The 18,512-nt window shown below is 67.1% G+C and carries 19 protein-coding genes; 3 read left to right on the top strand and 16 right to left on the bottom strand.

The window, feature by feature from the left end; translation table 11 throughout:
* Positions 1–37: 37 nt before the first annotated feature.
* From FNZ56_RS08655 to aceB, 4 genes are all read right to left on the bottom strand, one after another.
* Positions 38–2,560 (bottom strand): putative peptide modification system cyclase, encoded by a 2,523-nt coding sequence (locus FNZ56_RS08655; RefSeq protein ID WP_246064549.1) that lies wholly within the window; start codon positions 2,558–2,560, stop codon positions 38–40.
* A 9-nt stretch (positions 2,561–2,569) separates the two neighbouring features.
* Positions 2,570–3,601, bottom strand: coding sequence for a GGDEF domain-containing protein (locus FNZ56_RS08660; RefSeq protein WP_143879452.1), 1,032 nt, complete (start codon positions 3,599–3,601; stop codon positions 2,570–2,572).
* 75 nt (positions 3,602–3,676) lie between these two features.
* Positions 3,677–4,975, bottom strand: coding sequence for an isocitrate lyase (gene aceA / locus FNZ56_RS08665; RefSeq protein ID WP_143879453.1), 1,299 nt, complete (start codon positions 4,973–4,975; stop codon positions 3,677–3,679).
* Between the two features lie 106 nt (positions 4,976–5,081).
* Entirely contained in the window at positions 5,082–6,713 is a 1,632-nt protein-coding gene (gene aceB / locus FNZ56_RS08670; protein ID WP_143879454.1) for a malate synthase A, read from the bottom strand.
* A 110-nt stretch (positions 6,714–6,823) separates the two neighbouring features.
* Between aceB and FNZ56_RS08675 the strand changes: the two genes are divergently transcribed.
* Positions 6,824–7,792 carry a LysR family transcriptional regulator gene (locus FNZ56_RS08675; RefSeq protein WP_143879455.1) on the top strand — a complete coding sequence of 323 codons (969 nt, stop codon included), beginning with the start codon at positions 6,824–6,826 and terminating at the stop codon, positions 7,790–7,792.
* A gap of 13 nt (positions 7,793–7,805) precedes the next feature.
* On the opposite strand, the gene FNZ56_RS08680 is transcribed toward FNZ56_RS08675, so the two are convergent.
* Both FNZ56_RS08680 and arfB read right to left on the bottom strand, forming a co-directional pair.
* Entirely contained in the window at positions 7,806–8,372 is a 567-nt protein-coding gene (locus tag FNZ56_RS08680; RefSeq protein ID WP_143880320.1) for a 1-acyl-sn-glycerol-3-phosphate acyltransferase, read from the bottom strand.
* Positions 8,373–8,428: 56 nt separating this feature from the next.
* Positions 8,429–8,845 (bottom strand): alternative ribosome rescue aminoacyl-tRNA hydrolase ArfB, encoded by a 417-nt coding sequence (gene arfB, locus FNZ56_RS08685; protein ID WP_143879456.1) that lies wholly within the window; start codon positions 8,843–8,845, stop codon positions 8,429–8,431.
* A 77-nt stretch (positions 8,846–8,922) separates the two neighbouring features.
* On the opposite strand from arfB, the gene FNZ56_RS08690 reads away from it, so the two are divergent.
* Entirely contained in the window at positions 8,923–9,465 is a 543-nt protein-coding gene (locus tag FNZ56_RS08690; protein ID WP_143879457.1) for a DUF2059 domain-containing protein, read from the top strand.
* A 6-nt stretch (positions 9,466–9,471) separates the two neighbouring features.
* Here the strand turns inward: FNZ56_RS08690 and FNZ56_RS08695 are convergent, their stop codons facing one another.
* Genes FNZ56_RS08695 through oleC form a run of 6 tightly spaced genes read right to left on the bottom strand, consistent with a single transcriptional unit; the run spans position 9,472 to position 15,337 of the window.
* A complete protein-coding gene (locus FNZ56_RS08695; protein ID WP_143879458.1) occupies positions 9,472–10,236 on the bottom strand; it encodes a pseudouridine synthase in 765 nt (254 codons plus the stop codon).
* Positions 10,193–11,854, bottom strand: a complete 1,662-nt coding sequence (gene ubiB, locus FNZ56_RS08700) for a ubiquinone biosynthesis regulatory protein kinase UbiB (RefSeq protein WP_143879459.1) — start codon at positions 11,852–11,854, stop codon at positions 10,193–10,195. Before ubiB ends, FNZ56_RS08695 begins: the two co-directional genes overlap by 44 nt.
* On the bottom strand, positions 11,851–12,486 hold the full coding sequence (locus tag FNZ56_RS08705; RefSeq protein ID WP_143879460.1) for a ubiquinone biosynthesis accessory factor UbiJ: 636 nt from the start codon (positions 12,484–12,486) through the stop codon (positions 11,851–11,853). Before FNZ56_RS08705 ends, ubiB begins: the two co-directional genes overlap by 4 nt.
* Before the next feature lie 27 nt (positions 12,487–12,513).
* Positions 12,514–13,530, bottom strand: coding sequence for a 2-alkyl-3-oxoalkanoate reductase (gene oleD / locus FNZ56_RS08710; protein ID WP_143879461.1), 1,017 nt, complete (start codon positions 13,528–13,530; stop codon positions 12,514–12,516).
* Positions 13,527–13,664 carry a Rossmann-fold NAD(P)-binding domain-containing protein gene (locus FNZ56_RS12875; protein WP_185970702.1) on the bottom strand — a complete coding sequence of 46 codons (138 nt, stop codon included), beginning with the start codon at positions 13,662–13,664 and terminating at the stop codon, positions 13,527–13,529. The genes oleD and FNZ56_RS12875 overlap by 4 nt, the downstream gene beginning before the upstream one ends.
* Positions 13,661–15,337 carry an olefin beta-lactone synthetase gene (gene oleC / locus FNZ56_RS08715; protein WP_143879462.1) on the bottom strand — a complete coding sequence of 559 codons (1,677 nt, stop codon included), beginning with the start codon at positions 15,335–15,337 and terminating at the stop codon, positions 13,661–13,663. Before oleC ends, FNZ56_RS12875 begins: the two co-directional genes overlap by 4 nt.
* Before the next feature lie 27 nt (positions 15,338–15,364).
* Here oleC and FNZ56_RS08720 point away from each other — a divergent pair, with 27 nt between their 5' ends.
* Positions 15,365–15,727, top strand: a complete 363-nt coding sequence (locus tag FNZ56_RS08720; protein ID WP_143879463.1) for a YkgJ family cysteine cluster protein — start codon at positions 15,365–15,367, stop codon at positions 15,725–15,727.
* Between the two features lie 52 nt (positions 15,728–15,779).
* Here the strand turns inward: FNZ56_RS08720 and FNZ56_RS08725 are convergent, their stop codons facing one another.
* The 4 genes from FNZ56_RS08725 to FNZ56_RS08740 form a co-directional block, all read right to left on the bottom strand.
* Positions 15,780–16,670: an alpha/beta fold hydrolase gene (locus FNZ56_RS08725; protein ID WP_143879464.1), complete on the bottom strand. Its 891-nt coding sequence runs from the start codon at positions 16,668–16,670 to the stop codon at positions 15,780–15,782.
* 40 nt (positions 16,671–16,710) lie between these two features.
* Entirely contained in the window at positions 16,711–17,061 is a 351-nt protein-coding gene (locus FNZ56_RS08730; RefSeq protein ID WP_143879465.1) for a zinc ribbon domain-containing protein YjdM, read from the bottom strand.
* A 1-nt stretch (position 17,062) separates the two neighbouring features.
* Positions 17,063–18,079 (bottom strand): 3-oxoacyl-ACP synthase III, encoded by a 1,017-nt coding sequence (locus tag FNZ56_RS08735; protein WP_143879466.1) that lies wholly within the window; start codon positions 18,077–18,079, stop codon positions 17,063–17,065.
* A gap of 80 nt (positions 18,080–18,159) precedes the next feature.
* Positions 18,160–18,474, bottom strand: coding sequence for a DUF4156 domain-containing protein (locus FNZ56_RS08740; protein ID WP_143879467.1), 315 nt, complete (start codon positions 18,472–18,474; stop codon positions 18,160–18,162).
* Positions 18,475–18,512 lie beyond the last annotated feature (38 nt).

Here is an 18,512-nt window from a genome sequence, read left to right on the forward strand (position 1 = left end):
AGGCGAATGTCAAAGCCCGCTGGTTCAGGCGGGCTTTTTATTGCTTGGCCGAAAATCGATTCACTTGGTTGCTGTCGATCACATTCAACGTCTGCCGGCATTGACCGCAGCCTTGTTCGATGTAGGCAAGCCCTCGTCGCTGCTGGAGCCATTTGGCTTGTACGGCCGCCGAAACACGATTCCCGGCCAGCAAATAAGCCTGCATCAGTGCCTGATGCGTCTGATACCGCGCTGAACCGTCTGCGAACGGCTTGAGCAACGCAATGGCTTCGTCGCCGCGACCTGCGTCGATCGACTGCCAGGCGCGCACCACCGCCTTCATTTCGGCGATGTAATCGAGGTCGCGCAAGTGCGGGCGCGAGTCCAAGGCCACCAGCGCTTCTGTAGCGATCTGGCCGTCGCCGGCGCGCAAGGCGACCAGCGTGGCCGACAAGGCCAAGTCCAGTTCGTCCGGCAGATCGGCCAGGGTGTCGTGTTCCAGCGCCCGCAACGATTGGCGCGCGGTTCCGGACGCGAGTTTTCCCGCTTCGACCTTCTTGCCGCTCGCCAGCAGCAAGGATGCCTCGGTCACGGCGAAGGCACGCAAGCGAATCGGATCGCCCTCGATGGTCCCGGCAACCTTCCGTGCGGCCTCGAGGTTGCGGAAGGCGTTGGCCCAATCGCCCTTGTCGGCGGCCACGCTGATGCGGTCGATCCACGGATAGACATTGTCGACTTGCGCTTTCGCCAAAAGCGTTTCCGCTTCGGCGAACTTGCGTTGCGCAGCGAAGACATCGGCGCGCCGGCGCAAGCTGTCTGAACCCTTTTCCTGCAATGCGCGCTCGAACATCCCGGCGGCCTGGGTGTAGTTCTCGAGTCCCAGAAGGGCGCGCCCTTGCATGTCGTAGAACAGCGCATCCTCATCCTCGGTATCAGTGCCCATGCGCAGGTAAGCGAGGGCATCGGCGTACCGGTTCCGGTACAGCATTTGGATCGCCACGTTCTGCGGGCCCGGTCCGAAATCCGGATACATCTTCGCCAAGAGCTCCCACTTCGCCAGCGCTTGGTCCGGCGCTTCGAGCTCTGCACTCCAACCATCGAGGTACATGGCCTCGCGCGGAGGCAGGCGGTCGCGCAGTTGTTGCGCCCGATGCAGTGGCGCCATCGCCTCGGAAGTACGCACCATGGCATTCAGGGTTCGCGCCTGCCCGATCCATGCCAGCGCGAATTTCGGATCCAGCGTCGTGGCTTGTTGATACAACTGCAGGGCTTCGGAAAAACGGTCCTTGCCGTAGGCATCCTGCCCCAGTGCATACGCCTTCAACGCATCGAGGTTGGCGGTGCTGACTTGCGGCAAGGGCTTGGAATCCTTCTGCACCGAGGCCAAGGCCTCGCCCAGTTTCTGCCGCAGTTCCTCGGTGACATCGTCCACCGACGCGAGCGCGGAACTTGCGCCCTTGCCGTCGGCGTAGGCCGCGTACACCGTTGTCTGCGTGTGTGGGTCGATCACCTCGGCGCTCACGCGCAGGTGGCCGCCCACTTCCGCCACCGTCGGCAGGATCACCGCGCGCGCACCATCGCGCAGCGCGATTTCCGACGCGATGGCGCGATCGAGCGTGGTGTTGGCCGGGCGCTGCATGCGCCCGAGCGTGTCGCGTGCCTTGAGGTCGCTGAGCACGTTGACGTAGCGCGACTGCTCCAGGCTGATGCGGAACGCCTGTTCCAGCGCATCGTCCAGGCGCGCGTCGCCGGTGACGTTGCGCAGGTCGCCGACCACCACCCAGTCGCGTTCGGCGAAGGCGATGGCCGGTTGCGGGCGCGTCGCGAACCACACGCCGGTCGCGATGCCCGCGAGCACCGCGGCTTCCGCGACCAGCGCGGCCGGGCGCCGCCACAACGGGATGTCGCGCCAAGCCTTGGGTCCGTTGCGCGGTACGCGCAGCGGCGCGACGCCGGCTTCGCCGACTTCGAAGATTTCCTGCGCGCCGGGCACGCCCTTGAAGCGCCAGCGTCCCCACGATTTCCACAACAACTGCTCGCCGCGCGGACCGAGTTCGCGCGCGGCGCGATGCGCCAGCGGTTCGGCGACGGCGGAAACGAGGATCTGCCCGGGCCGCGCCAGCGCCATCAGGCGCGCGGCCATCGGCTTGGCCAGGCCTTCGACTTCCAGCGGCTTGGCGCCGAGGTTCACCGCCTCGCTGCTGTTCTGCCAGGTCAGCACTTCGCCCACGTGCAGCCCGGCGCGCGACTGCAGCGTGGCGTTCTGTTCCTTGCCGAGTTCGCGCAGGCCGCGGGTGTAGTCGAGCGCGAAGCCCAACCCGTCGATGGCGCGTTCGAACAGCAGCAGCAGGCCGTCGGAACGATCGATCAGGCGCGCGCGCCAGCGCTGCTGCAACTCCAGCACCAGGCGGTCGTGGGCCTGGAACAGTTCCGCGCTGCGCGTGTCGCCCAGCTTTTCCACCAGTTCGGTGGAATTGCACAGGTCGGTGAGCAGCAGCGTGCGCAGGCGCGGCGCGACATCCGCGCGGCTTTCGACGACCGTATCGATGATGGCGGCACTGGATGTGTTTGTTGCGGCCACGGCCAGCGCTCAGGATTCCCAGGCGACGTGCCAGGCGATGGTATCGCCGCCGCTGCGCTTGGCCCGGTACAACGCGGCATCGGCGTTCGCGTACCAGTCGCTCCAGGCGGAATCGGGGTCGACCCAGCAACCGCCGATGCTCAGCGTGCAGATCGCCGGCGGCTCGGATTGCATCGCGGCCAGGCTGTGCGCGGTGCCGACGATGAACCCGGCGATGCGCTGCAGGTCGGCCTGGTCGCGGGCGCGCACCAGCAACGCGAACTCGTCGCCGCCGAAGCGGCAGGCGGTGTCGCTGGCGGTGGCCACCGAGGTGAGGATGTTGGCCACATTCTGCAGCACGCGGTCGCCGGCCTGGTGGCCGTGGACGTCGTTGACGCGCTTGAACGCATCGCAATCGACCAGCAGCAGCGCGTGGCCGCCGAGCTGCTGCTCGCGGACCAGGCGCTCGACGTGCTCCTGGCAGGCGCGGCGGTTGCCGAGCCCGGTGAGGTCGTCGCGGCGGACCAGCTCCTCGCTGCGGGTCAGGGCCTGGGTCGCGGCGCGCAGGCGATCGAGCGCATCCTGCAATTCGTGGTTGTGTCGGCGCAGGCGGTGCGTGAGCACCTGCTCGTTGCGCACGATGCGGGTGATGGCGCGATGCAGGAACTGCGCGACCAGTCGCGGGTCGCGGTCGAGCAAGGTCTCGAGTTCGCCGTCGCCGAGCTCGACCAGTTCGGTGGCCGCCAGCACGCGCGCGCCGGCGCTGCGCACGTGGTCGCCGACCAGCAGGCCGAGTTCGCCGAAGAATTCGCCGGGGCCGAGGGTCTTGCGCGCGAGGTCGCCGCCGAAGTCGAGTTCGACCCGCCCGTCGAGGATCACGAACATGGTGCGGCCGTTGTCGCCGCGAGAGAACAGGCGTTCGCCGGCATCGAAGTCGCGGCGGCGCCCGACCACGTCGAACAGCGCGAGTTCGGACGGGCTCAGCGCCGCGTCCATGACCACGCCGTCCTGCCTGCGCAGGACCGGATCCGTCGCGACCGCATTGCCCCGGCCCTCGTCCATTGCGTCCCGCTCCCCCCACTGAGCGGCGAGCATACCACCGGCCTGAACCCGGGCCGGCGGCAGGCGGTCCCGGGGTCAGGCCGCGGCGCGTTCGCCGTGGAACTGCTCTTCCTCGGTGCTTCCCTTGAGCGCCACCGTCGACGACGCGCCGCCCTGGATGGTCTGGGTCACGGCGTCGAAGTAACCGGTGCCGACCTCGCGCTGGTGCCTGACCGCGGTGAAGCCGCGCTCGGCCGCGGCGAACTCCGATTCCTGCAATTCGACGAAGGCGCTCATCTGCCCGCGTGCGTAACCGTGGGCGAGGTGGAACATCGAGTAGTTCAGCGCGTGGAAGCCGGCGAGGGTGATGAACTGGAACCTGTAGCCCATCGCGGCGAGTTCCTTCTGGAATTTCGCGATGGTCGCGTCGTCGAGGTGCTTCTTCCAGTTGAACGACGGTGAGCAGTTGTAGGCCAGCAACTTGCCCGGATACTTCGCGTGGATCGCCTCGGCGAAGGCGCGCGCAAAGGCGAGGTCCGGCTTGCCGGTTTCGCACCACACCAGGTCGGCGTAAGGCGCGTAGGCCAGGCCGCGACTGATTGCCTGGCCGAGCCCTTTCTTCGTTTTGTAGAAGCCTTCGAGCGTGCGTTCGCCAGTGCAGAACGGACGGTCGTTGTCGTCGATGTCGGAAGTGAGCAGGTCCGCGGCCTCGGCATCGGTGCGCGCGACGATCAGCGTCGGCACGCCCATCACGTCGGCGGCCAGGCGCGCGGCATTGAGCTTCTCCACCGCCTCGCGCGTGGGCACCAGCACCTTGCCGCCCATGTGCCCGCACTTCTTCACGCTGGCGAGCTGGTCCTCGAAGTGCACGCCCGCGGCGCCGGCCTCGATCATGGCCTTCATCAATTCGAACGCGTTGAGCACGCCGCCGAAGCCGGCTTCCGCGTCGGCCACGATCGGCTGCAGGAAATCGATGGAATCGTCGCCTTCCGCATGATGGAGTTGATCCGCGCGCAGCAGGGTGTTGTTGATGCGCTTCACCACCTGCGGCACCGAGTTGGCGGGATACAGCGACTGGTCGGGATACATCTCCCCGGCGAGGTTGGCGTCGGCCGCGACCTGCCAGCCGCTGAGGTAGATCGCCTTCAACCCGGCCTTGACCTGCTGCATCGCCTGGTTGCCGGTGAGCGCACCGAGCGCGTTGACGAAGTCCTCGTGCTGCAGCGACTTCCACAACTTCTCCGCACCGAGTTTCGCGAGCGAATGCTCGATGGCGACAGTGCCGCGCAGGCGCACCACGTCCCCGGCGGTGTAGTTGCGGGCGACGCCCGCCCAGCGCGGGTTGTTGGTCCAGTCGAGGCGGAGTTGTTCGGCGGTGGGGAGCGTGGGCTTCATGGCGTGTCCTTATGTCGTATGGATTTGTAGGAGCGCCCGTTCGGGCGCGACGACGAATCGCTGGAGTAGTCGCGCCCTGAAAGGCGCTCCTACGGGGAAACCCGGATCAATCGATGCGTTCGTAAGCGGGAAGCGTGAGGAACTCGGCGAGTTGCTCGGCATGGGTCAGGCGGTCGAGCACGCCGATGGCTTCACGCACGCGTGAAACGCCGGGTACCGATTCGCCGGCGAGGCGCGAAGGCAGGTTCAGCAACGCACGTTCGAACAGCGCGAAGTCGACCGGCGAACCGTCGTCGAGGTGCAATCCGCCGTGGTGCAGCCATTGCCACAGTTGCGCGCGCGCGATCTCGGCGGTGGCGGCGTCCTCCATCAGGTAGTGGATCGGCACGCAGCCGTTGCCGTCCAGCCACGCGGCGAGGTAACGCACGCATACCTCGACGTTGTTCTCGAACCCCTTGCGCGTGATCGTGCCGAGGGACGGACGCAGCAAGTCGTCGCGGGATGCGACCACGTCCTCGCGCAGCATTTCGTGCTGGTTCGCGCCAAGCATGTACGCATCGAACACTTCGCGCGCGACCGGGATGAGCGCCGGATGCGCGACCCAGGTGCCGTCGTGGCCGGCGGCGACCTCGCGCAGCTTGTCCGCGCGTACGCGCGCCAGCGCCGCATCGTTTGCTTCGTCATCGTTGCCGATCGGGATCTGCGCGGCCATGCCGCCCATCGCATGCGCGCCGCGGCGATGGCAGGTCCTGACCAGCCGTTCCGAATACGCCTTCAGGAACGGCTGCGCCATCGTCACCTGCGCGCGTTCGGGCAGGGCGCGGTCGCGATGCGCGCGCAGCGTCTTGATGTAACTGAAGATGTAATCCCAGCGTCCGCAGTTCAGCCCGACGATGCGGTCGCGCAGCGCGTGCAGGATTTCGTCCATTTCGAACGCGGCCGGCAGCGTTTCGATCAGTACCGTCGCCTTCAGCTGCGCGTGCGGCAGCCGGAGTTCGCGTTCGACGTGGGCGAGCACGCGATTCCACAGCGCGGCTTCTTCCATCGACTGCAGCTTGGGCAGGTAGAAGTAGGGGCCGCGGTCCCTGGCCGCGAGCGCGGCGGCGTTGTGGAAGCAGAACAGGCCAAGGTCGAACAACGAGGCCGACATGCGTTCGCCCCTTCGACCCTGCTCAGGGCAGGCGTCGACCAGCACGTGCTTCTCGTCGAGGTGCCAGCCGCGCGGGCGCACGATCAGCACCGCGCGTTCGGCTTCAGGCTTCAGTGCGTAGCGCTTGCCCGCTTGGTTGACGAAGTCGAGCGTGCCGATCACCGCCTCGCGCAACGCACGCTGGCCTTCGACCAGGTTGGCCCAGGTCGGCGCGGTCGAATCCTCGAAGTCGGCCATGTAGCAATTCGCGCCGGAGTTCAGCGCGTTGATCACCATCTTCGGATCGACCGGCCCGGTGATCTCGACCCGGCGATCGGCCAGCGCGGCCGGGATCGGGGCGATGCGCCAGTCGCCTGCGCGGATCGCGGCGGTGTCGGCGCGGAAATCCGGAAGCCCGCCGGCGTCGTAGCCGGCCTGGCGCCGGGCGCGCGACTCGAGCAGGCCCCGGCGTTCGCCCTCGAAGCGGCGATGCAGGTCGGCGAGGAAAGCCAACGCGGGCGGGGTCAGCAGCCCGTCCTGGCCGGGAGCGCGGCCGACGATTTCGATTCTTTCCCCAACTTCAGGGACCCGTTGCAGCACTGCCGACATCGACGACTCCGTTGGCGAACCCGGAACCAGACCATGCGGTAGCGTGTTGTATTTGACAAAACAGATTTATCAATTTTTATTATTAGTCGAATAAATATCAAAGCCGAAACATGGCCGAATCCAAGCCCAGCGCCCCACGATTCGCCTACAAGGGCTCGCGCCTCAAGCCCTTGCGCGCGTTCTGCCAGGTGGCGCGGCTGGGCTCGGTGTCGCGCGCGGCCGAGGCGCTGTACCTCAGCCAGCCGGCGGTGACCTTGCAACTGCAGGCACTGGAGCGGGAATTGGGCGTGCGCCTGTTCGAACGCAGCGGCCGGCGGCTGGCGCCGACCCGGGAAGGGCAATTGCTGTACGACATGGCGCGGCCGCTGGTCGAAGGCCTGGACGGGCTGGCGACGAACTTCCGCGAGCAGGTGCGCGGGCTGGATGCCGGCGAACTGAACGTCGCCGCGGGCAGTTCGACCATCCTGTATCTGCTGCCGGGCATCGTCGAAGCCTTCCGCGAGCGCCATCCGGACGTGCGCCTGACCTTGCACAACGTCACCGGTGCCGGCGGGCTCGACCTGCTGCGCAGCGATGCGGTCGACCTGGCGGTGGGCTCGATGCTCGATGTCCCCGCCGATCTCGGCTACACGCCCGTGTACCGCTTCGAGCCGATGCTGATCACCCCGCCCGACCATCCGCTGGCGCAGAAACGCGAGCTCGAACTCGCCGACCTCTCGCCGTACGGCCTGATCCTGCCGCCGAAACGCCTGACGACCTATCGCCTCGTCGACCTCGTGTTCCAGCAGAACCGGGTGCCGTACACGGTCGCGCTGGAAGTCGGCGGCTGGGAAGTGATCAAGCAATACGTGGCGATGGGCCTGGGCATCAGCATCGTCACCGCGATCTGCCTCACCGACGCCGACCGCCAGCGCCTGGCCGCGCGTTCGCTGGCGCGCTGGTTCCCGCCGCGCAGCTACGGCGTGGTGATGCGGAAAGGGAAATTCCTCAGCGCGCAGGCGCGCGCCTTCGTCGAATTGATCCAGCCCGAGAGGTCGGCACCGCGCGACGCCTACGCCAGCGGCCCGTCGGAACGCTGAGCGGCGCGATGCTTCAGTCCGCCGGCTGTACCACGTCGTGGTTACGGCCGCGGTAGGGCTTGTACCAGCGCTGGATGCTGGCGATGTCGGCGTGCATGTCGGTGCCCGGCGCAAACGGTGGGCCGATGCCGATCACCTTGTTGGCGTAGTCGAAATAGGCCGGGACCACCGGCACCCCGGCCCGGCTCGCGATGTGCCAGAACCCGGGCTTCCAGCGATCGACCCACTTGCGCGTGCCTTCCGGGGCGATCGCGTACCACATGCGCTCCGCGTTGCGGATCGCTTCGGCCGCCTGGTCCACCACGCCGTGCGGTGCGCTGCGATCCACCGGGATCACGCCCTGCCAGCGCAGCAGCGAGCCCAGCACCGGGATCCGCAGCAGGCTGTCCTTGCCGAGGATGGACAGCTTCACGCCCATGCCGAGCTTGGCGGCGAAGCCCCATAACCCGTCCCAATTCGAGGAATGCGGCGCCGCGATCAGCACCAGCCTGGGGATGTCCGGCAAGGCGCCGACCATGCGCCAGCCGCCGGTGCGCAGGATCGCGCGACCCAGCCACTCGGCGAAGCGGTTGCGCGGCATCCGCGGCGCGTTCGCCGGCAGCGACAGCACGATGTCGTTTGTCTTCGGCGCTGCGCTCAATCCCAGTCCCGCCCCGTGCGTCCGCGCTTGATCGTCGCACGTCCGCGTTTCTCGCCCAAGCGCCGCTCCTTCGAGGCACGGGTCGGGCGGGTCGCGACCCGCGGCCTGGGCGCGTGCAGGCCGGTTTCGATGAAATGCGCCAGCCGTTCGCGCGCGTCCTCGCGGTTGCGCTCCTGGGTGCGGAAGCGCTGCGCGGCGATCACCAGCACGCCATCCGCGGTCACCCGCCGATCGCGCTTCGCCAGCAGGCGTTCGCGCACCGGTTCAGGCAACGACGGCGAACTGGCGATGTCGAAGCGCAATTCCACCGCGGTCGCGACCTTGTTGACGTTCTGCCCGCCCGGCCCGGACGCACGCACGAAGCGTTCGACCAGTTCCTCGTCGGGGATGGCGATGCGTTCGACCTGCAGCATGCGGCGAATTCTAACGGCCTGCGGTTGCCGCCCCGCGCGCGGATTGCGAGGATGCGCCGTCCATCCGGGAGCCTGCCATGCGCCGTTTCGTCCTTGCCCTCGTCCTCGCCATGCCCCTTGCGCCCGTTTTCGCGCAGGCCGCCGATACCGCGTCGACGGCCGTACCCGCGCCTGCGCCGGCCTCCGATGCCGACATCGACCGCCTGCTCAAGGCGATGGACATGCAATCGATGATGGACGACATGCTGAAGCAGACGACGACCGCGCAGCAGGTGATGGTGGAGGAAGCCTTCGGCAAGGATGCTTCCGACGCGGATCGCGAACGCATGCACGACATCCTCGAAAAGACCAATGCAATCACGCTCAGGCACATGTCGTGGACGGCGCTGGAACCGGTGATGCGCAAGGTCTACACGCAGGTGTTCAGCAAGCGGGAAGTCGAGGCGATGATCGCGTTCTATTCGACGCCGGAGGGCGCCTCGATGCTGAAGAAGATGCCGCAGGCGATGACCCTGAGCATGCAGGAGATCCAGCCGATCGTCCGCGACACGATGGCCGAGGTCAAGGCGATGATCGACGCGGAAACCTCGGCGCCGAAATCGAAAAGGCCACGGCCGTAACGTCCCTCACGCAACCGGCGCGGCGAACAGCGCCAGCGCCTTCGCGAATTCCGCGTCCACCGGTGCGCGCGCTTCCATGCGTTCGCCCGTGAACGGGTGCGCGAACGCCAGGCGCCCGGCATGCAACAGCATGCGCTGGATGCCGAGCATGCGGAACGCGCGGTTGTGGCGGCCGTCGCCGTGGCTGGTGTCGCCGATCAGGTGATGCGAAATGTGCTTGAGGTGGCGGCGGATCTGGCGGAAGCGCCCGGTCAGCGGCCGCGCGCGCAGCAGCGCGTAGCGCGAGGTTTCGAAGCCCGCCGAAGGCATGTCGAGTTCGCAGGTGGCGAGGCGCTCGAACTCGGTGAGCGCCGGCTTCTTCTGCGGTTTTCCCGGGCCGCCGTCGAGCGGGTGGTCGATGGTGAAGCGTTGTTCCGCCGGCCAGCCGCGACACACGGCCAGATAATCTTTCTCGACATCACGCGCCATCAGCGCCTTGCCGAGCGCGGAAGCGGCTTCGCGGTCGAAGGCGAGCAGCAGGCATCCGCTGGTCGCGCGGTCGAGCCGATGCACGAGGAAGATCGGCTTGCCGAACTGTTCGCGCAATCGATCGGCGGCGAAGTCGGTTTCGCCGCGCGCGAGTGCGCTGTCGTGGACCATCAGCCCCGCGGGTTTGCAGACCACCGTAAAGCGTTCTTCGAGCAGGCACACCGGCAAGGCGCCGGGCGCTTCGTCGATGTTCACGCGCTCATTGCCGCCGCGGCCACGCCGCGAGCAGCGCCCACACGCCACCGAGTCCGGCGATCCAGGTCGAGACCGGCACGCCCAGCCAGTGCGGGCCGCCGGCTTCGAGCGCGTACAGCACCGCGGCGATGATCAGCAGCCCCACGCCCAGGATCGCGGCCACGATCCGCCGCTGCATGCCCGCGATCTGTTGCGCGATCTCGCGCACGTCGCGCGAGCGCATCGCCAGTTCGTGTTTGCCTTCCACCTGCTGCTGAAGCCAGGCGTGCAGCAGCTGCGGCATGTCCGGCGCGTGCGTCACCATTTCCGGAAGGCGCTTGCGGAATTCGCCGAGCAGTCGCTGCGGGCTGTAGCGTTCGACCAGGATTTTTTCGAGGACCGGCTTGGCCACTGCCCAGATATCGATGTCCGGATCGAGCTGGCGACCGACGCCTTCGATGTTGAGCAGGGTTTTCTGCAGCAGGATCAACTGCGGCTGCAGGGTGAGCTCGTAGCGCTGCGCGGTGCGGAACAGTTTCACCAGCACTTCGGCCAGCGAGATTTCGCTCAACGGACGCGTGAAATACGGTTCACACACCGCGCGCGCGGCGGCTTCCAGCTCATCGATGCGGATGTGCGAAGGCATCCATCCAGCCTGCACGTGCAGCTCGGCGATTCGCCGGTAGTCGCGCTGGAAGATCGCCATGAAGTTCTCGGCGAGGTAGTACTGGTCCTCGCTGGAGAGCTGGCCGACGATGCCGAAATCGAGCGCGATGAAGCGCGGATCGGACTTGCGCGTCGGATCGGGGTCGACCCAGATGTTGCCGGCGTGCGCGTCGGCGTGGAAGAAATTGTCGCGGAACACCTGCTGGTAGAACACGCGCACGCCCTTGGCCGCCAGCGCCTTGCGGTCGATGCCGGCGGCGTCGAGCGCGACGATGTCGTCGGACGGAATGCCGCGCACGCGCTCCATCGTCATCGCGCGCTGCGCGGTGTGCGACCAGATCGGCTCGGGCACGAACAGGTCGGGCGAACCCAGCCAGTTGCGGCGCAGCACGGAAGCGTTCGCGGCTTCGCGCTGCAGGTCGAGTTCGGCGGCGAGCGTGTTCTCGACTTCGGCGACGACTTCGCGCGGGCGGATCTTGTCCGCGTTCGGATGGGTGCGATCGACGATGCCGGCGATCCACTTCAGCAGCGACACGTCGGCTGCGATCTGCTTTTCGATGTCGGGGCGAAGCACCTTCACCACTACCTCGCGGCCGTCGGACATCGTCGCCGCATGCACCTGCGCGATGCTCGCCGAAGCCAGCGGCGCGGTATCGAACGACGCGAACGCTTCGCTGACCGGGCGGCCGAGTGCGGCTTCGACCAATTCGCGCGCGGTGTCGCCGTCGAACGGCGCGACCTGATCCTGCAGCAGCGCGAGTTCGACCGCGATGTCCTCGGGAATCAGGTCGCGGCGCGTCGACAGGATCTGCCCGAACTTGACGAAGATCGGCCCGAGTTCCTGCAAGGCCAGGCGCAGGCGCGCGCCGCGCGGCAATGCGGCGATCTCCTTCGGCGCGCTGGGTACGAACGGACGCGCGAGCCGCAGCCAGCGTTCTGCCGGCGTGCCATTGGCCAGGTCGTCGAGCCGATAGCGCAACAGCACCCGGCCGATGCGCAGCGCGCGCAGCGCGGGCTTCATGCGCGATTCCCCGCACGCGGCAGGCGCGCGATGCGCGCGGCCAGGCGCTCCACATCATCGCGCAGCGCATCGACATCGTCGTGGAAGGCGTCGAGCTCCGCCTTCGGCACCACGTCGCGGCTTTCCTCGGTCACGTATTCGGCCAGCGTTTCCGCGCCGTTCGTCGCGAATGTGCGCGCCTGCTTCAGCGCGGTCGCGAAGGCATTCGCGACCTGCACGCCGATGACGTCGCCGAACACATCGGCAAAAGGTTTATGCCAGTCCGGGTCGAAATTCTTCGCCAGCGTTTGCAGGCGCCGCGCGAGTTCGGCATCGCCCTCGATCCGCAGCTTGCCCACCGGTGGCGCGTCGTCGCGACGGAACATCGGCAATTGGCCCAACAGGCCGGCGAGCGTGCCGCGTACGCCGAGGTCGGGTTCGCGTTCGCCGTTGACCGGGCCGACGCGCAATGCGTCGCCGTCCACGCGCACTTCCAGCGCCAGCGGCGGCGATTCGATGCGCAATGCGACGCGGCGACCGTCAAGCGCGCGCAGGGACGACTGCGCGTCCGGATCGAGCGCGAGCACGCGGTTGAGCGCGGCTTCCAGCGCGCGGCCGGCGGGTTGCTTCCAGTTGAACGGAGCGGCGTTCATGCCGGCATTATCGCCCGTTGGAGCGGCTTATAGCCGCGACTGCCTGTCGTTGCCGCAAAACGACCGGCGCAGCCTTTCCATGCCCTCGGCCATCGACACCTTCGGCGCGTAGCCGAAGTCGCGCCGGGCCGGTTCCATCGAATACCAGTGCGAAGTCGCCAGCTGTTCGGCGAGGAAGCGGGTCATCGGCGGTTCGCCCTTGAGCGGTATCGCATGCCACAGGCCCTCGCACACGACGCCGGCTGCATAGGCGGCGCCAAACGGCAGGTGCCTGTGCACTTCCGGCGCACCGGCGGCGCGCAGCAACGCGTTCAACAGATCGCGCATGGTCCACGGCTCGCCGTTCGAAATGAAGTAGGCCTTGCCCGCGCATGCCGAACCGGGAGCGAGGTGCTCGAACGCGTCGAAATGCGCTTGCGCGGCGTTGTCGATATAGGTGCAGTCGACCTTGTTGTCGCCGCTGCCGACGATGCGCAGTCGCCCCGCCTTCGCGCGTTCGACCAGGCGCGGCAAAATCTGCGCATCGCCCGGGCCCCAGATCAGGCGTGGGCGCAGTGCGACCACGGCGAGGTTCGCATCGTTCGCGGCGAGCACGGCTTTCTCCGCGATCGCCTTGGTCGCGGCATACGGCGCCTTGAAGCCTTCGCCATAGGGGACGGTGTCCGCAGTACCGCCTTCGACCGGATGCGTGGCGCGGTGGGTGACGCTTGGCGTCGAGGTGTAGACGAGTTTCGCGATGCCGTGCGCGCGACTGGCATCGATCACGTGCTGCGTGCCGACGACATTCGCGGAGTAATAACTGTCGTACGAACCCCAGGCCCCGGCTTTCGCGGCGTTGTGGAAAACGGCGTCGAATCCCTGCGCGAATGCCGCCATCACCGCATCGCGGTCGGCGAGATCGCCGCGGAGTTGCCGGACGCCGATGGCGTCCAGGGCCGGGTAATGCCCGCGATTGAAGCTCGCGACCTCGTGCCCACGCTCGACGAGGCCACGGCACAGGGCCTGGCCCAAGAATCCACCGCCACCGGTCACAAGAATCTTCATCCTTCCTCCGAACCATCCATGGTGCTGTGCTCCTGCCGGTCATCCATGACCGGCGCTCGCAGCAGCGCACGCACCTTGGTGGCGCGTGCAAGCGCTACTGCTCGCCCACCGCCACCGGTGACGAGGATTTTCATGGCAGTTCACTCCCTCCCCTTCCCTGAAGGGAGGGAAGATTTTTCGCCGCCCAGATCGCGAGTTTCTCGCGCCCGATCTTGGCGTTGTGGCGGATATCGACCGGGAACGGCTTCGAATAACGCAGGAAGCCTTCCACTTTCGCCGTATGCACGAATCCATCGGCAATATGACGGAGTTCTTCGACGATGCGCGGCCATTGCTTCGCATCGACGCCGCGCTTCAGTTCCACGCACAAGAGCGGACGTTGCGATCCTCGCGCTCCGACGCCGACCAACGCGGTGCGGGCGACCTCGGGATGCGTGTTGAACACCGGCTCGACCTGCTCGGTGCATAGCGTCGTCGCTTCATCGATGACCACACGCTGCGACTTGCGTCCGCAGAACCATAGCCGACCTTGCGCATCGAACCAACCGAGGTCGCCCATGCGGTGCACGATGCGCTGCGTACCGTCAGGCAGGACTTCCCGGATCTTCGCGAGTTTCGTTTGCGCATCGCGGTTCCAGTAGGCATCGGTCGCGGTCGGGCCGGCGACGGTGATTTCGCCGACCTGTCCAATGCCCACGAGCAGCGCGTCGTTCCATTCGGCGATCGCCTCGTCGCCGATCCTGACGATGCGCACTTCGTTCGGCCGCACCGGCCGGCCGACGCAGGTGCCGGCGCCGGACTCCGTCGCCGCTCGCGTCCCCTGCAACTCGCGCGCTTCGATCACCGCCACCGGCAGACATTCGGTGGCGCCGTAAGGCGTCCAGAAACACGCGTCGTCCGGCAAAAGCTTGAGCATTTTCGACACGACGTCCGGCGGCACCGGCGCGCCGGCGCTGGTCACGCGTTTCAGCGACGGCAACGGTTCGCCGTGTCCGGATAGCACGCGCATCAACGCCGGCGAACCGAACAACTGGTCGACACCGAATTTTTCGATCGCCGCATGCAGCTTGCGCGGATTAGCGCGCGCCGGGCGGGTCGGATCCATGTCGGGAATGATCGAGGTCAGCCCAAGCGCGGGATCGAACAACGCGAACGGCGGGAAGGTCGGAAGATCGACGCCACCGGCCTCGATACCGAATGCATTTCGCAACATGTCGATCTGCGCGACGAAATGCCGGTGCCGGTAGACCACGCCCTTGGGCACGCCGGTGCTGCCGCTGGTGAACAGGATCGCGGCGATGTCGTCGGGCTGCGTGTCGGCAAGCTGCGAAATGGCGTTCGCGCCATCGCGTTCGACCTCCGCCAGGGTCGCGTCGGCGAACCACGCGCGCGATCCGGTGGTGATGCGCATGCGCGTCGACTTCGCCCAGCCGAGCAGCGACTTCGCCAGCATCGCCAGCGGGATGCCGATGAAGGCTTCGGCTTCGGCTTCGCCCAGGCATTGCTTCAACGCGCGCTTGTCGATGCCCGGATCGACCAGCACCGGCACCGCGCCGGCCTTGAACAGCGCGAACATGACGAGGAAGAACTCCGGCGTCGGTCGCACCATCACCACCGTGCGCGTGCCGCGGACGATGCCGCGCTGCGCCAGTCCCGCGGCGATGGCGTCGCTGCGCGCGTCGAGCTGCGCGTACGTCAGTTCGACGCCGTAACGCCCGCCTCGGCCGGGGCAGCGCATGGCGACCTGGCCCGGATGCTCGCGCGCGAGGCGCGGCAGGGAAGCGGCGATGTTGCATGGTTCGCTCATGCCGCCATTGTCGCCGACAATTCCGCCATGCCCACCGCCCATCCCTGCCTGTCCTGCGGCGCCTGCTGCGCCGCCTTCGTCGTCGCCTTCCACTGGTCCGAAACCGAACCGGGCGCAGGCAGCGCCGGGTTGCCTGCGGAGCTCACCGAACGCCTCGATGCGCACCGGCTGGCGATGCGCGGCACCTGGGCGAAACGGCCGCATTGCGCGGCACTGCGCGGCGAGGTCGGTGTCGAAGTGGAATGCACCGCCTACGCGCAACGGCCCAGCCCCTGTCGCGAATTGCAGGCGGCGTGGCAACACGGCGAACCCAGCCCGCAATGCGATCGCGCGCGGGCCGTGTACGGGCTGCATCCACTCACAGAAAAGGATTGGAACGGCGATCTGTAGGAGCGCATCGCAGGGGCGCGACACGCCATGATCGCGCCCCTGCGATGCGCTCCTACAAAAGCGGGTTGCGATCGAGGAAAGCGCGGATCGCCGGCACGAGGACTTCGTGCTTGTCTTCCAGCACGTAATGGTTGGCGTCTTCGAACGCATGCGCTTCCGCGTTCGGCAGCGCCGCGCGGAAACCGTCGAGGAAATGCCGGTCGAACACGAAGTCCTTCAGGCCCCAGCCGATGAAAGCCGGGCGATCCGCGTAAGCGGGCAACGCCGCTTCCATCGCCTTCACCAGCGGCCACGCGCGATCGCCTTCGGCGAGCGGGATGTCCTGCATGAAGCGCAGCGTGGAAATCGCCTTATCCCAGCCGTTGTAGACGCCGGCATAAGCATCACGTACGTCACGCGGCAGCTTGCATTCGGTGCCGAAACGCGCGGCGCCGCGCGCGAACAGGTTGAAGCGGCGGATCAGCCAGCCGCCGAGGCGCGAATCGCGGCCCATCGCGATGCGTTTCGGGAAACGCTTCGCCACCGGCAGCGGGAACGCACCGGTATTGGTGATCACGAGCCGGCGAATCCGCGAAGGATCGCGCAGCGCCCAGCCGAAGCCGATGGCGCCGCCCCAGTCGTGCACGGCCAGCGTGACCGGGCCATCGATGCCGAGGTGCTTGAGCAACGCATCGAGGTCGTCGATGCGCGATTGCAATGTGTACGCGTAACGCGCGTCATCGGGACGATCGGAAAAACCCATGCCGACATGGTCGGGCACGATGCAGCGGTACTTGTCGCGCAGGCCGAGCACGAGATGCCGCCAGTAATAGCTCCACGACGGATTACCGTGCAGCATGACGACCACTTCGCCATCGCGCGGGCCTTCGTCGAGGAAGGACATGGCGATGCCGGGACGAACCTCGGAGCGGTTCGGAGCGAATGGATAATCGGGGAAGTTCATCGCGGCATTGTAGGAGCGCCGGTTCGGGTGCGATCCGCGGCTACGCCTTCTTCACGAATTCGGACTTCAGCCGCATCGCGCCGAAGCCGTCGATCTTGCAGTCGATGTTGTGGCCGTCGGCGCCATCGATCAGGCGGACGCCCTTGATCCGGGTGCCGACCTTGAGCGCGTTCGAAGCGCCTTTCACCTTCAGGTCCTTCACGACCGTGACGCTGTCGCCGTCGGCGAGCAGGTTCCCGACCGCATCGCGCACTTCAATCGAATCCGATTCCGCCGAAGCTTCGTTCGGCGACCATTCGTGGCTGCATTCCGGGCAGACCAGCTGGCCGCCGTCCTCGTAGGCGTACGCCGAACCGCATTGCGGGCAGGGCGGCAATGCGGTTTCGCTCACCTCACCAGACCACTTCGGCCATCGAGCAGTTCAGGCCCGAGCCGATGCCGAGCAGGGCGATGCGATCGCCCTTCTTCAGGCGCCCCATCTCGCGCAGCTTGCTGAGCACGATCGGCACCGAGGCCGGTCCGATGTTGCCGTGCTCGCCGAAGATGGTCAGCACCTTCTTCGGGTCGATGCCGAAGGCCTTCACGAACGCAGCGGTGTGCACCTGGCTGACCTGGTGGATGACGAATTCGTCCATTTCCTCCACCACCCAGCCCAGCGCCTGCTTGGCGGCGACGAAGGTCTTCTGCGCCAGCTTCAGGCCTTCGATCAGCAGCATGCGGGTGTCGGTGACCATGCGGTCGAGGTTGCCGCGGCACAGCTTGTTCCACTCGGTCGCGGCGCGGGTGACGCCGCCCTTGTAGCGCGGCGCGCCCGGGACGAGTTCGGCACGGGCCAGCACCATCGCCGCGGCGCCGGAGCCCAGCGTCAGCGTCGCGAGTTCGTTCTTGAACTGGTCTTCGGTGGCGTTGCCGTTGAGCAGGCGTTCGATGGTCTTCTCGTAGGCGAGGTCGGCGGTTTCGCCATCGACCACCAGCGCGTATTCGATCTCGCCGCGCTCGATCATGCGGCTGGCGATGTCCATGCCGTTGAGGAAGGCGAGGCAGGCGTTCGCCACGTCGAAGTTCTGGCAGGTGTCAGGCAGGCCGAGGTTGCCGGAGACGATCGAGGCCGTGGACGGCTCGAGGTAGTCGCGGCTGACCGAGGTATTGACCAGCAGGCCGACCTTGTCCGGGTCGATGCCGGCATCGGCCAGTGCCTTCACCCCGGCAAGGGTCGCGGCGTCGGAGGCCTGCACGCCTTCGTCCCACAGGTGCCGGGCATGGATGCCGGCGATGTCCTTGAGCACGTCGGTCTTGATGCCGAGGCGGTCGAGGGTGGGCTTGAGGCGGGTGTTGATCTCGTCCGAACTCAGCCGACGCGGGGCGTCGATGTGGGCGAGACCGGCGATGGCGACGTGCTGGAACAACATGGGGCGGACCGTGAAATGAAGCGCAGGAACCGCGCAGGATACCGCGTCGGCAGCCCTTCCTGTGCCGAAACCGTCCCGTTTCAGCCGCGGCAACGCCAGACGGTGTAGCGCTGGCGGCCGTCTTCCGGACCATCCAGCGGCTGCACGCTGTCGCCGTTCAGGCCCGGCGCCTCGTTGCGGGCCAGGGTTTCCAGCTCGTCGCGGACCCGCAGCGGGTTGCGTTCGTAGGGGCCGAGACTGTCCTTCACCGACACCTCCACCTCGCCGCGGTTCTCGCAGTTGGCCGGCGCCGGGCTGGCAGCGAGCACACGCACCGCGCTGGCACCGGGAGCCATGTGCACCCAAGTGCAGGCGGAAAGCGGGAGCAACAGGGCGGCGATCAGGAATGTGCGCATGTTGGGATTGTGTCGCGAACTGAATGAACGCGAGGAAC

The organism is Lysobacter lycopersici, from assembly GCF_007556775.1.
Taxonomy (GTDB): Bacteria; Pseudomonadota; Gammaproteobacteria; order Xanthomonadales; family Xanthomonadaceae; genus Pseudoluteimonas; species Pseudoluteimonas lycopersici.